General features: G+C 71.7%; 15 protein-coding genes. 10 read left to right on the top strand and 5 right to left on the bottom strand.

Translation table 11 applies throughout. From position 1 onward, the window contains the following. Nucleotides 1–10: 10 nt before the first annotated feature. The 3 genes from fabZ to CSC66_RS07380 are packed head-to-tail and all read right to left on the bottom strand — an operon-like array spanning nucleotide 11 to nucleotide 2,075. Nucleotides 11–469 carry a 3-hydroxyacyl-ACP dehydratase FabZ gene (fabZ, locus tag CSC66_RS07370; protein WP_162376743.1) on the bottom strand — a complete coding sequence of 153 codons (459 nt, stop codon included), beginning with the start codon at nucleotides 467–469 and terminating at the stop codon, nucleotides 11–13. Beyond that, on the bottom strand, nucleotides 466–1,491 hold the full coding sequence (lpxD, locus tag CSC66_RS07375) for a UDP-3-O-(3-hydroxymyristoyl)glucosamine N-acyltransferase (protein ID WP_202935612.1): 1,026 nt from the start codon (nucleotides 1,489–1,491) through the stop codon (nucleotides 466–468). The genes fabZ and lpxD overlap by 4 nt, the downstream gene beginning before the upstream one ends. A 50-nt stretch (nucleotides 1,492–1,541) precedes the next feature. Continuing rightward, nucleotides 1,542–2,075 carry a Smr/MutS family protein gene (locus tag CSC66_RS07380; RefSeq protein ID WP_162376745.1) on the bottom strand — a complete coding sequence of 178 codons (534 nt, stop codon included), beginning with the start codon at nucleotides 2,073–2,075 and terminating at the stop codon, nucleotides 1,542–1,544. 105 nt (nucleotides 2,076–2,180) lie between these two features. Here CSC66_RS07380 and surE point away from each other — a divergent pair, with 105 nt between their 5' ends. From surE to CSC66_RS07400, 4 genes are read left to right on the top strand one after another with little or no spacing between them, the layout of a single operon-like run. Further along, nucleotides 2,181–2,984, top strand: coding sequence for a 5'/3'-nucleotidase SurE (gene surE, locus CSC66_RS07385; RefSeq protein ID WP_162376746.1), 804 nt, complete (start codon nucleotides 2,181–2,183; stop codon nucleotides 2,982–2,984). Beyond that, nucleotides 2,981–3,673, top strand: a complete 693-nt coding sequence (locus CSC66_RS07390; RefSeq protein WP_162376747.1) for a protein-L-isoaspartate(D-aspartate) O-methyltransferase — start codon at nucleotides 2,981–2,983, stop codon at nucleotides 3,671–3,673. Before surE ends, CSC66_RS07390 begins: the two co-directional genes overlap by 4 nt. Nucleotides 3,674–3,678: 5 nt before the next feature. Beyond that, nucleotides 3,679–4,329 (top strand): exopolysaccharide biosynthesis protein, encoded by a 651-nt coding sequence (locus CSC66_RS07395; RefSeq protein WP_162376748.1) that lies wholly within the window; start codon nucleotides 3,679–3,681, stop codon nucleotides 4,327–4,329. A gap of 49 nt (nucleotides 4,330–4,378) precedes the next feature. Beyond that, nucleotides 4,379–5,143, top strand: coding sequence for a peptidoglycan DD-metalloendopeptidase family protein (locus CSC66_RS07400; RefSeq protein ID WP_162376749.1), 765 nt, complete (start codon nucleotides 4,379–4,381; stop codon nucleotides 5,141–5,143). A gap of 315 nt (nucleotides 5,144–5,458) precedes the next feature. Here the strand turns inward: CSC66_RS07400 and CSC66_RS07405 are convergent, their stop codons facing one another. Together CSC66_RS07405 and yhbY are read right to left on the bottom strand one after the other, a co-directional pair. Further along, the gene (locus CSC66_RS07405; RefSeq protein WP_162376750.1) at nucleotides 5,459–5,833 is read right to left on the bottom strand and encodes an Mth938-like domain-containing protein; all 375 of its coding nucleotides are present in this window, start codon (nucleotides 5,831–5,833) and stop codon (nucleotides 5,459–5,461) included. A gap of 30 nt (nucleotides 5,834–5,863) precedes the next feature. After that, nucleotides 5,864–6,169, bottom strand: a complete 306-nt coding sequence (yhbY, locus tag CSC66_RS07410) for a ribosome assembly RNA-binding protein YhbY (RefSeq protein ID WP_162376751.1) — start codon at nucleotides 6,167–6,169, stop codon at nucleotides 5,864–5,866. 84 nt (nucleotides 6,170–6,253) lie between these two features. Here yhbY and rlmE point away from each other — a divergent pair, with 84 nt between their 5' ends. The 6 genes from rlmE to hfq all read left to right on the top strand — a co-directional run bounded on the left by rlmE (nucleotide 6,254) and on the right by hfq (nucleotide 11,849). Continuing rightward, on the top strand, nucleotides 6,254–6,883 hold the full coding sequence (gene rlmE, locus CSC66_RS07415) for a 23S rRNA (uridine(2552)-2'-O)-methyltransferase RlmE (RefSeq protein WP_162376752.1): 630 nt from the start codon (nucleotides 6,254–6,256) through the stop codon (nucleotides 6,881–6,883). An 88-nt stretch (nucleotides 6,884–6,971) separates the two neighbouring features. Then, the gene (ftsH, locus tag CSC66_RS07420; protein WP_162376753.1) at nucleotides 6,972–8,906 is read left to right on the top strand and encodes an ATP-dependent zinc metalloprotease FtsH; all 1,935 of its coding nucleotides are present in this window, start codon (nucleotides 6,972–6,974) and stop codon (nucleotides 8,904–8,906) included. Between the two features lie 12 nt (nucleotides 8,907–8,918). Further along, the gene (locus CSC66_RS07425; protein ID WP_162376754.1) at nucleotides 8,919–9,212 is read left to right on the top strand and encodes a hypothetical protein; all 294 of its coding nucleotides are present in this window, start codon (nucleotides 8,919–8,921) and stop codon (nucleotides 9,210–9,212) included. 230 nt (nucleotides 9,213–9,442) lie between these two features. Further along, complete coding sequence (folP, locus tag CSC66_RS07430; protein WP_162376755.1) at nucleotides 9,443–10,336, top strand: dihydropteroate synthase; 894 nt, start codon at nucleotides 9,443–9,445, stop codon at nucleotides 10,334–10,336. A 165-nt stretch (nucleotides 10,337–10,501) separates the two neighbouring features. After that, a complete protein-coding gene (gene miaA, locus CSC66_RS07435) occupies nucleotides 10,502–11,485 on the top strand; it encodes a tRNA (adenosine(37)-N6)-dimethylallyltransferase MiaA (RefSeq protein ID WP_162376756.1) in 984 nt (327 codons plus the stop codon). An 88-nt stretch (nucleotides 11,486–11,573) separates the two neighbouring features. Continuing rightward, a complete protein-coding gene (hfq, locus tag CSC66_RS07440; protein ID WP_162376757.1) occupies nucleotides 11,574–11,849 on the top strand; it encodes an RNA chaperone Hfq in 276 nt (91 codons plus the stop codon). The last annotated feature ends 15 nt before the right edge of the window (nucleotides 11,850–11,864 follow it).

Raw genomic sequence — 11,864 nt, forward strand, 5'->3', positions numbered from 1 at the left:
CGAGCGGGCGTCATTCGCGGGTGCCGGCGCACAGCACCTCGGCGCAGGCGACGACTTCGCCGTCGACCTTGGCCTCGCCGTAGTACACGGCCATGTTGCGGATCACGCGCTTGATCTGCACGTGCAGCTCGAGCACGTCGCCGGGCACGACCTGCTTGCTGAAGCGGGCATTGTCGACCTTGACCATGTAGAACAGCTTGGACTGCGCGTCGCGACCGAGCGAGAGCTGGGTCAGCACGCCGCCGGCCTGGGCCAGCGCCTCGATGATCAGCACGCCGGGCATGATCGGCTGGCCGGGGAAATGGCCCTGGAAGAACGGCTCGTTGACCGTCACGTTCTTCACGCCGACGATGCGCTTGGCCTCGATGTCCAGGTCGACGATCCGGTCGACCAGCAGGAAAGGATAGCGGTGCGGGATCAGCGAGCGGATCGTGTTGACGTCGACGGGAAGCTGCACGGTTTCGTTCATTCGGGACTTTCCTGGGTGGAGGCGTTGACGCGGCGCGCCAGTGCGTCCAGTTGCTTGAACCGGGCGGCGTTCTTCCGCCAGGTGCGGTTGTCGGTGAGGGGGGTGCCCGAGGAGTACTCGCCGGGCTCGCGGATGGAATGGGTCACCAGCGACATGGCGGTGACCAGCACCTTGTCGGCCACTTCGAGGTGGCCGAGCACGCCGGCGCCCCCGCCGATCAGGCAGTAGCGTCCGATCTTCGCGCTGCCGGCGGCGGCCGAGCAGCCGGCCATCGCGGTGTGCGCGCCGATCCGGACGTTGTGGCCGATCTGCACCAGGTTGTCGATGCGCACGTCTTCCTCGAGCACGGTGTCGTCGAGCGCGCCGCGGTCGATGCAGCTGTTGGCGCCGATCTCGCAGTCGTCGCCGACCACCACGCCGCCCAGCTGCGGCACGTTGACCCAGGCGCCGGCGTCCATCGCCAGGCCGAAGCCGGCCGCGCCGAGCACCGCGCCGGGCAGGATCCGCACGCGCTTGCCCAGGCGTACCCGCGCCACCAGGGTGACCCGGGCCTGCAGTTCGCAGCCCGCGTCCAGGCTGCAGTCTTCGCCGATGCTGCAGCCCGGGCCGATCACGCAGCCGGGGCCGATGCTCGTGCGCGCGCCGATGCTGACGAAGGGGCCGACGTGGGCGTCCGCCGAGACGGTGGCCGACGGGTCGACGACCGCGCTGGGGTGGATGCCCGGCGCGTGCGCCGGCAGCCGTTCGAACAGGGCCGAGATCCGGGCGAACGCGACGTAGGGATCCTTGGCCACCAGCGCCGTGCCCGGCGCCGATGGCACGTCGTCGGCGCGCAGGACCACCACGCCGGCGGCGGAGCCGGCCAGTTGCGGCCGGTAGCGGGGGTTGGCCAGGAATGCCAGCTGCGCCGGCCCGGCATGGGCCAGGGTGGCGACCCCGCTCACGCGCGTGCTGCCGTCGCCATGCAGCTGCAGGGCGAAGCGCTCGGCCAGTTCGGCGGCGGTGAAGGCGGGCGTGTCCATGGCGCGCATTCTAGCCGGACGTGCAGCGGCTACCGGACCGGGGCGTAGGGTCAGCGGCGCGCCAGCAGGACCAGCAGGGCGCCGGTGCCGCCTTGCGCCGTTGGTGCGGAGTGGAAGGCGAGGACCTCGCCGCGCTGGCGCAGCAGGCGGTCGACCAGGTTCTTCAGGACCGGCGTGCCGTCGCCGCCGCCGCCCTTGCCATGGATGATGCGCACGCAGCCGAAGCCATGCTCGGCCGATTCGGCCAGGAACCGGGCCAGCAGGGTCTCGGCCTGCAGCGCGTTGGCGCCGTGCAGGTCGAGCTCGTCCTGCACGGCGAATTCGCCGCGGCGCAGCCGTTGCCAGGCGCGCGCGGGCACGCGCTCGCGGCGGAACGCGCTGGCGTCGCCGCGTCCCAGCGCGGCGTCGGGATGGTCGGCGATGCGCGTGCGACCCGGCTGGGGCTCGTCGCCCGGCGGCCGGCGTGCCGGCCGCGGTTTCGGCCTCGGCGGCGGCGCGTCGGCCCCGGTCCGCAGCGGCGCGACCTTGCCGATCGCGGCGCGGAACAGGCCGGCGTCGTCTTCGCCGTCGTCGTGCTCGTGCATGGCCACAGGGTAGCGCGGCGCGGGGCGGTTCCGCCGTTGCGGCCGCATCGGCGCGCGAACCGCCGGGACGCTTCCGGTATCATGCCGGTGTTTTCGAGGAAGCCCATGCGCGTACTGGTAAGCAACGACGATGGCGTGGACGCGCCCGGTATCCATGCACTGGCCCAAGGCCTGCGCGAGGCCGGCCACGAGGTCTACGTGGTGGCCCCCGACCGCGACCGTTCCGGCGCGAGCAACTCGCTGACGCTGGACCTGCCGATCCGGGTGCGGCGGCTGGACCACTACACCTGCTCGGTCGCCGGCACGCCCACCGACTGCGTGCACCTGGCGCTGACCGGGATGCTCGAGTTCGAGCCGGACATCGTGGTGTCGGGCATCAACAACACCGCCAACCTGGGCGACGACGTCATCTATTCGGGCACCGTCTCGGCGGCGATGGAAGGCCGCTTCCTCGGCCTGCCGGCGGTGGCCGTGTCGCTGGCCACGCGCAACCATGAGGCGAAGCACTATGGCACCGCCGCGCGCGCGGCGGTGGAGATCGTGGCGCGGCTGGCCTCCGATCCGCTGCCCGCCGACACCATCCTCAACGTCAACGTGCCCGACCTGGCCTGGGACGAGGTCCGCGGCTTCGAAGTGAGCCGGCTGGGCAACCGCCACCGTTCCGAGCCCTGCGTGCCGCAGCCCGATCCGCGCGGTCGCACGGTCTACTGGATCGGTCCGGCCGGCCCGGAGCAGGACGCCGGCCCCGGCACCGACTTCCATGCCGTGCGCACCGGCCACATCTCGATCACCCCGATCCACGTCGACCTGACCCGCTACCAGGCGCTGGAGAAGGTCGCCGGCTGGGTGGGCGGCCTGTCCGCCGCGCTGGCCACGCCACTGGGCGGCGGTCCGGGAGGCGGCGCATGACCCCGCGCCTGCGGCTGCAGCCGGAGGCGGTCGGCCTGGGCATGACCTCCCAGCGCGTGCGCGACCGCCTGGTCGAGCGCCTGCGCGACGGCGCCGCCAACGGCCAGGGCATCGCCGACGAGCGCGTGCTCAACGTGATCCGCATGCTGCCGCGGCACCTGTTCGTCGATGAGGTACTGGCCAGCCGTGCGTACGAAGACACCGCGCTGCCGATCGGCCACGGCCAGACCATCTCCCAGCCGTGGGTGGTGGCGCGGATGACCGAGCTGCTGCTGGAGAATGCGCCGTCCAAGGTGCTGGAGGTCGGCACCGGCTCGGGCTACCAGGCCGCGGTGCTGGGCGCGCTGGGCCTGGAGGTCTACACCGTCGAGCGCATCGGCGAACTGCTGCGCCAGGCGCGCAAGCGCTTCCGCACGCTGGGCATGAACATCCGCAGCAAGCACGACGACGGCCGCGTCGGCTGGCCCGAGCACGCGCCCTACGACGCGATCATCGTCACCGCCGGCGCGCCGGCGGTGGTCCCGGCCCTGGTCGAACAGCTGCGCCCGGGCGGGGTGCTGGTGGCGCCGGTCGGCGGCAGCGGCTCGCAGGCGCTGGTCCGGCTGCTGCGCCGCGAGGACGGCAGCGTCGAGGAGACGCGGCTGGCCGCGGTCAGCTTCGTGCCGCTGCTGTCCGGCACCATCGACTGAGCCCCATGGCCGAACCTGCGTTCGCGAAGATCAACGAAGCCGGCGCACTGGGCGACCAGCTCGCCGCCATCATCGAGCAGCTCCCCCCGGACCGCCTCACCCTGGGCGAGCTGCTGCAGGTGTTCGGCGACGAAGGCCTGCTGCTGCTGACCATCCTGCTGACCCTCGTGTTCCTGATCCCGGTATCGATCCCGGGCGTGAGCACGGTATTCGGCGCGGCGATCCTGCTGGTCGGCATCAGCCGCGTCCTGCGGCGGCCGCTGTGGCTGCCGGCGAAGCTGCGCGAACGCGCGCTGCCCGCCGCGCGCCTGCGCCCGGCATTGAGCGGCGGCCTGCACTGGGTGCGCCGGCTGGAGAAGATCAGCCGGCCATACCGGCTGCGCGGCCTGGTCGACGGGCGTGCCCAGGACATCTTCAACAACCTGGCCTTCATCCTCGCCGCGCTGCTGCTGATGGCGCCGTTCGGCTTCATCCCCTTCAGCAACACGCTGCCCGGGCTGGCGCTGCTGTTCTACGCGATCGGCATGATCCAGCGCGACGGCACCGCGATCCTGCTCGGCCACCTGGCCAACATCGGCACGATCGTCTACTTCGGTATCCTGATCGGCGGTGGTGGCATGGCCGCGCACGGGTTGCTGCGGCATTTCACAGGATGACAGGCATGCTGTCGGCCCGGGGCCCGCGGCCGCGATGGATGGAGTGGTGATGACCGGAACAAGCGTACGCGTGCGGATTCGTTGCGGCCTGGCGCTGGCACTGGCCGTGCTGCTGGCCGCGTGCAGCAGCACCGTGGTGCGCACGCCGCAAGCCGAGGCGGGCCAAGCCGGTTCCAGCGGCCGCAGTGGCGCGTCGGTGGTGGTGAAGCAGGGAGAAACCCTGTATTCGATCGCCCGCCGGAACGGTGTCGCGGTCGAGGACATCGCCCGCTGGAACGGACTCAAGCCGCCGTACACGATCTACCCCGGCCAGCGCCTGGCGCTGGGCCAGGGCGGTGGCCGCAGCGGCGGGGCGACCGCGCCCACGCGCACGGTGACCGCACCGAAACCCGCGGCCCGGCCGGCGAGCCCCGCGCCCGCCTCCAGTGCGCCGGCCAGCAGCGGTTTCAGCTGGCGCTGGCCGGCCCAGGGCGTCCTGCTCAACACCTACGTGGCAGGCAACAACACCCGCCAGGGCATCGACATCGGCGGCAGCAGCGGCCAGCCGGTCACCGCGGCCGCCGACGGCGTGGTCGTCTATTCCGGCGCCGGCCTGGTCGGCTACGGCGAGCTGATCATCGTCAAGCACAACGAGCAGTGGCTGTCGGCGTATGGCCACAACCGCAAGCGGCTGGTCGCCGAAGGCCAGAGCGTGAACGCCGGCCAGCAGATCGCCGAGATGGGCCGCACGGGGGCCGAGCGCGAAATGCTGCACTTCGAGATCCGCCACAACGGCAAGCCGGTCGATCCGCTGCTGTACCTGCCCAAGCGCTAGATCCCTCGATCGCGACCGTGGGCGGATCCCCGGCCCGGCGCAGCGCGCCGGGCGCTCGACCGCGCGCGATCCGGTGGATCGCAGGCTGCGCGGCCTCGCCCGCTACAACGGCAAGCCGGTCGATCCGCTGCTGTACCTGCCCAAGCGCCAGACCCCCTCGATCGCGACCGTGGGCGGATCCCCGGCCCGGCGCAGCGCGCCGGGCGCTCGTCCGCGCGCGATCCGGTGGATCGCAGGCTGCGCGGCCTCGCCCGCTACAACGGCAAGCCGGTCGATCCGCTGCTGTACCTGCCCAAGCGCCAGTGCCGCCGCCGGTCAGCCGAGCAGGAAGGCCACGACCACGCGCCGGCCTTCACCGGCCAACACGTTGTAGGTGCGCGCGGCGGCGGCGTTGTCCATGACCTCGATGCCGATGCCGCGGGTCAGGCAGGCGGCCAGCACCGCGGGCGGCGGAAACACCTGGCGGCCGCCCGTGCCCAGCACCACGAGTTCCGGGGACAGCGCCAGCAGCGGCTGCAGGTGGGCCGGCTCCAGGGCGACCGCACTGGCGGGCGGCGCCCAGTCCTCGAGCAGGTGGTCCGGCGCGAGGGCGAAACTGCGCTCCAGCACGCGGTCGTTCACGCGCACATGGCGCGCATCGGCGCCGCGCACCACCCAGGCGTAATCGGGGCGTTCGTGGCTCAGCTGCATCGCTTCGGGATCCGGTCCGGCCGCCCCGGCTCAGGCGCGCGGCAGTACGATCGCCGGCCTTTCGCTGGCGGGGCGGTAGAGGGTGGCGGTGTGGCCGATCCGCTGGACCAGCGCGGCGCCGGTCTGCCCGGCCAGCTCGGCGATCATCGCGTCGCGGGCCTCGCGGTCCTCGGCGGCGACCTTCACCTTGACCAGCTCATGGCGCTCCAGCACCGCGTCCAGTTCGGCCACGAGGGCCGGGGTGACGCCCTTGCCCCCGACCTGCATCAGCGCCTTGAGCCCGTGGGCCTGGCCGCGGAGGAAGCGGTTCTGGGCGTTGGTGAGGACGACGGACATCGGGATACCGGGGCGGGGCATGGGGTTGTTCAGGGTATCATGGCCGTCCATACCGCCACGGGCGTTCCGCCCGGCCTCCCCCGCATGTCCCGCAGCAAGAGCAGCCAGCGCTGGCTCCGCGAGCACTTCGCCGATCCGTACGTGAAGAAGGCCCAGGCCGAGGGCCTTCGCTCGCGCGCGGCCTACAAGCTCGAGGAGCTGATCGAGCGCGACCGCCTGCTCAAGCCGGGCATGGTCGTGGTCGACCTGGGCGCGGCGCCGGGCGGGTGGTCGCAGTACGTGCGCCAGGCGATGGGCGACGGCGGCCGGGTGCTCGCCCTGGACATCCTCGACATGCCGCCGCTGGCCGGGGTCGAATTCCTTCATGGCGACTTCAGGGAAGACGCCGTCTTATCGGAGCTGGAGGCACGGCTGGACGGCCAGCGCGTCGACCTTGTGCTGTCGGACATGGCCCCCAATATGAGTGGGGTGGACGTGGTCGACCAGGCGCGGGCGATGCACCTGGCCGAGCTGGCGATGGAGTTCGCCGACCACCACCTGCGCACCGGCGGGACCTTCCTGATCAAACTGTTCCAGGGGGTGGGTTTCGACGAGTACGTCCGCCAGCTGCGCCAACGCTACGAGAAGGTGGCGATCCGCAAGCCGGCGGCCTCGCGCAAGCGTTCGCCGGAAGTGTATGCCCTGGCCCAGGGCAAGCGCGCCCAGCCCCGTTGAGCCCGATCCGGTAAGCTCGACCCAAGCAAGACCACCCGACCAAGCCAGTGCGACACGCCATGTACAGGGAACCGCGGAGCCGATGAGGATGAACGACTTGACCAAGAATCTGCTGCTCTGGGTGGTCGTCGCCATCGTGCTGATGGTCGTGTTCCAGAGCTTCTCGCCGCGCGACGGGGCGACCGCCACCGCCGGCGAGGCGCCGACCTACACCCGCTTCCTGCAGGACGTGGAGTCCGGCCGGATCCGCTCGGTGGTGATCACCGACGACAGCACCCTGACCAGCAACGTCATCCGCTACAAGCGCAGCGACGGCACCGAGGGCCAGGTGGTCGGCCCGATCGACCTGAAGCTGACCGACCAGCTGCTGAGCAAGAACATCGAGGTCACCCGCGAGCCGCCGAAGACCGGCCCGGGGTTCTGGGGCATCGTCCTCAACTTCCTGCCGGTGCTGCTGATCATCGGCTTCTGGCTGTTCATCATGCGCCAGATGCAGGGCGGCGGCGGCGGCGCCAAGGGCGCGATGTCGTTCGGCAAGTCGCGCGCCAAGCTGCAGGGCGAGGACCAGGTGAAGGTCACCTTCGCCGACGTCGCCGGCTGCGACGAGGCCAAGGAGGAGGTCGGCGAGCTGGTCGACTTCCTGCGCGATCCGTCCAAGTTCACCAAGCTCGGCGGCAAGATCCCGCGCGGCGTGCTGATGGTCGGTCCCCCGGGCACCGGCAAGACGCTGCTGGCGAAGGCGATCGCCGGCGAGGCCAAGGTGCCGTTCTTCTCGATCTCCGGCTCCGACTTCGTCGAAATGTTCGTCGGCGTCGGCGCCAGCCGCGTGCGCGACATGTTCGAGCAGGCCAAGAAGCACGCGCCGTGCATCATCTTCATCGACGAGATCGACGCGGTCGGCCGCCATCGCGGCGCCGGCCTGGGCGGCGGCCACGACGAGCGTGAGCAGACCCTCAACCAGCTGCTGGTGGAGATGGACGGCTTCGACGGCGGCGAGGGCGTGATCGTGGTCGCGGCGACCAACCGCCCCGACGTGCTCGACCCGGCGCTGCTCCGGCCCGGCCGCTTCGACCGCCAGGTGGTGGTCGGCCTGCCGGACGTGAAGGGCCGGGAGCAGATCCTCAAGGTGCACATGCGCAAGCTGCCGCTGGCCGACGACGTCGAGCCGATGGTGATCGCGCGCGGCACGCCGGGCTTCTCCGGCGCCGACCTGGCCAACCTGGCCAACGAGGCGGCGCTGTTCGCGGCGCGCGAGAACGCCAAGGAGGTCCGCATGGACCACTTCGACCGCGCCCGCGACAAGATCCTGATGGGCGCCGAGCGCCGCTCGATGGCGATGAGCGAGGACGAGAAGACGCTGACCGCCTACCACGAGGCCGGCCACGCCATCGTCGGCCGCCTGGTGCCCGAGCACGACCCGGTCTACAAGGTCACGATCATTCCGCGCGGCCGTGCGCTGGGCGTGACCATGTACCTGCCCGAGGGCGACCGCTATTCGATGAACCGGGTGGCGATCGAATCGCAGCTGTGCTCGCTGTACGGCGGGCGCGTGGCCGAGGAGCTGATCTTCGGCGAGGACAAGGTCACCACCGGCGCCTCCAACGACATCGAGCGCGCGACCAAGATGGCGCGCAACATGGTCACCAAGTGGGGCCTGAGCGACGAGATGGGCCCGATCGCCTACGGCGAGCAGGAGGACGAGGTGTTCCTCGGCCGCTCGGTCACCCAGCACAAGAACGTCTCCGACGACACCGCGCGCCGGATCGACGAGGTCGTGCGTTCGATCCTGGACCGCGCCTACGCCAAGACCAAGACGCTGCTGACCGAGAACATCGACAAGCTGCATGCGATGTCGCAGCTGCTGCTGCAGTACGAGACCATCGATGCGCCGCAGATCGACGCGATCATGGAAGGCCGCGAGCCGCCGCCGCCGATGGGCTGGGGCAAGTCCGGCAAGGACGGCGACAACAAGAGCGGTCCGCGTCCGCTGCCGCCGGTCGGCGGTCCCGCCACCCAGACCTGAGCCTGCAGGCGCATGGCCGGGCTGCCGCCAGAGCCGTCGCGGGAGGATCCGCCGCGGCAGGAGCCGCCACCGCGGCGCAGCTATTTCGTGCACAACCCGTGGCGCACCCGCGCCACGGGTGGATTCGCCGGCGCCTCGATGATGCTGACGATCACCGCCGTGTTCTACGCGCTGGGGCGATTGCCGCTGCCGCTGGTCGGCCTGTCCGTGCTGCTGGCGGCGGGTGCGTTCGGCTTCGGCCTGTATGCGCGCCGCCGCGCGGAACGCTTCGACGCGGACCTGGGCAACGGCCCGCCCGGACACTGAGCCCGCCCGGCGGGCGTGGCCGGCAATTGAATATCCGACGCCCGCTCCAGCGGGGCCGTGCTCCCGCCGGTCCTGGCTGTCCAGTCGATGCCGGAGGGAAGGTTGGCTCCCATCCAAGGCAGCCGGCAGGTCGTGCCCGGCGCTGCAATGCGGATACGCCCACGGGTCCCGGTTGTCGCTGGCGTGGCCTCGGTTCAGACTTGCGCGCAACCGACCCGCGGATGCCGCCGATGTTCGACCTGTCCCCCAGCCTGGATTGCGCCGGCCGCGTCCTGAAGCTCGACCGCACCCGGGTGATGGGCATCGTCAACGTCACCCCCGATTCGTTCTCCGACGGCGGTGCCCACGCAAGCGCCGAGGCGGCCGTCGCCCATGGCCTGGCGCTTGCGGCGCAGGGCGCGGACATCCTCGACGTCGGCGGCGAGTCCACCCGGCCCGGTGCGGCACCGGTGCCGCTGGAGGAGGAACTGCGCCGGGTAGTGCCGGTCATCGAACGGCTGGCGCGCGAGACCGCGCTGCCGGTCAGCGTGGACACGCGCAAGCCGGAAGTGATGCGCGCGGCGGTGCAGGCCGGTGCCGGCATGATCAACGATGTCGGTGCCCTGCGTGGCGACGGGGCGCTGGAAACGGCAGCCGCGCTGGGCGTGCCGGTGGTGCTGATGCACATGCTCGGCGAGCCCGGTTCGATGCAGGACGATCCGCGCTATGACGATGTCGTCGCCGAGGTGCACCGCTTCCTCGCCGAACGCATCTTCGCCGCCGAGCTGGCCGGCATCGTCAGGAAGAACATCGTCGTCGACCCGGGTTTCGGCTTCGGCAAGACCACCGGGCACAACGTGCTGCTGCTGGCCGGGCTGGAGCGGTTCGCCGAACTGGGCGTGCCGCTGCTGGCCGGTTTGTCGCGCAAGCGCAGCATCGGCGAGCTGACCGGGCGCGCGGTGCCGGGCGAGCGCGTCGCCGGTTCGGTCGCCGCGCACCTGCTCGCCGCCCAGCGCGGTGCGGCGATCGTGCGCGTGCACGACGTGGCCGCCACCGTGGATGCGCTGAAGGTCTGGGAAGCGGTGGCCGCGGTGCCGGCGCCGCGCCGCGACGCCGCACCGGCGATCCGCTGGCCGGACGAGTAGCGGTGATCGGCCCGCCGGCGCTCCGGTAAGCTTTGCGCCCGTCGATGGTCCGGCATCCCGCCACGTGAGCGCCTTTTTTCCATTCCCGTTCCGCCGCGCGCCGGCGCTGCCGCCTCCGCGCCGGCCCGCAAAGCCTGCCGGCTCGCAGCGTCGGGGGAGCTGGCCATGCCGGTAGATGCCCGGCCCTTGGCGATCGCGGTGATGGGCCCGACCGCGTCGGGCAAGACCGCGTTCGCGGTCGACCTGGCGCGGCAGTGTGGTGGCGAGATCGTCAGCGTCGACTCGGCGCTGGTGTACCGGGGCCTGGACATCGGCGCAGCCAAGCCGGACGCACGCGAACGCGCCGGCGTGCCGCACCACCTGCTCGACATCCGCGAGCCGTGGCAACCCTACTCGGCGGCCGAGTTCGCCGGCGACGCGCGCCTGGCGATCGACGGCATCGTCGCCCGCGGCCGGCTGCCGGTGCTCGCCGGAGGCACCGGCCTGTACTTCCAGGCGCTGCTGCGCGGGCTGGCCGCGATGCCCGAGGCCGATCCGGTGCTGCGCGAGGCGATCGCTGCCGAAGCCGGGCAGCGCGGCTGGGCGGCGCTGCACGAGGAACTGGCACGGGTCGATCCGGCTGCCGCCGCGCGCATCCGGCCCGGCGACGCGCAGCGGATCCAGCGCGCGCTGGAGGTGTACCGCCTGAGCGGGCGCCCGATCAGCGCATGGCAGCGCGATCCGCCGCCGCCGCGGCTGCCGCTGCGGGTGCTCAAGCTGGTGCTGGCGCCGGTCGACCGTGCCGTGCTGCACGCGCGGATCGCGCGCCGGTTCGATGCGATGCTCGTTGCCGGCTTCCTCGACGAGGTGCGCGCCCTGCGCGCGCGGCCGGCGCTGCGTGCCCATCCGCGCCCGCTCGACCTGCCGGCGCTGCGGGCGGTCGGCTACCGCCAGGCGTGGGAACACCTGGACGGGGCGACCGACGCGGCGGCGTTCCGCGACCGCGCCGTGCACGCCACCCGGCAACTGGCCAAGCGCCAGCTGACCTGGCTGCGCGGCGAACTGGACGCGCGCTGGTTCGATCCGGAACGTGACGGCGGTCAACTCCGGCAGGCGGTCGCCTGTTTCCTCGCCCGTCCCGCGGGCTTGCACCAGCGCGCGGTTGTGTAACATGCCCGGACGGGCCGGGGGAGGCCCCGGGTGCGCCCGACGCATCCGACAAGCAGTCACCCATAAGAAGAACAAGGGGAACCAGCCAATGTCCAAGGGGCAATCTCTGCAGGACCCGTTCCTGAACGCACTCCGTCGCGAACGCGTCCCGGTGTCGGTCTACCTGGTGAACGGCATCAAGCTGCAGGGTACGATCGAGTCCTTCGACCAGTTCGTGGTGCTGCTGCGCAGCACCGTCAGCCAGATGGTCTACAAGCACGCCATTTCCACCGTCGTGCCGTCGCGCAATGTCCGGGTCGGACCGGGTGGCGGCTACGTGCAGCAGCCGGGCGAGCCCGAGGAAGGCGGCGACGAGGCCGAATGACCACGCACCGCGACC

Source organism: Pseudoxanthomonas kaohsiungensis (assembly GCF_010211765.1).
Taxonomy (GTDB): domain Bacteria; phylum Pseudomonadota; class Gammaproteobacteria; order Xanthomonadales; family Xanthomonadaceae; genus Pseudoxanthomonas; species Pseudoxanthomonas kaohsiungensis.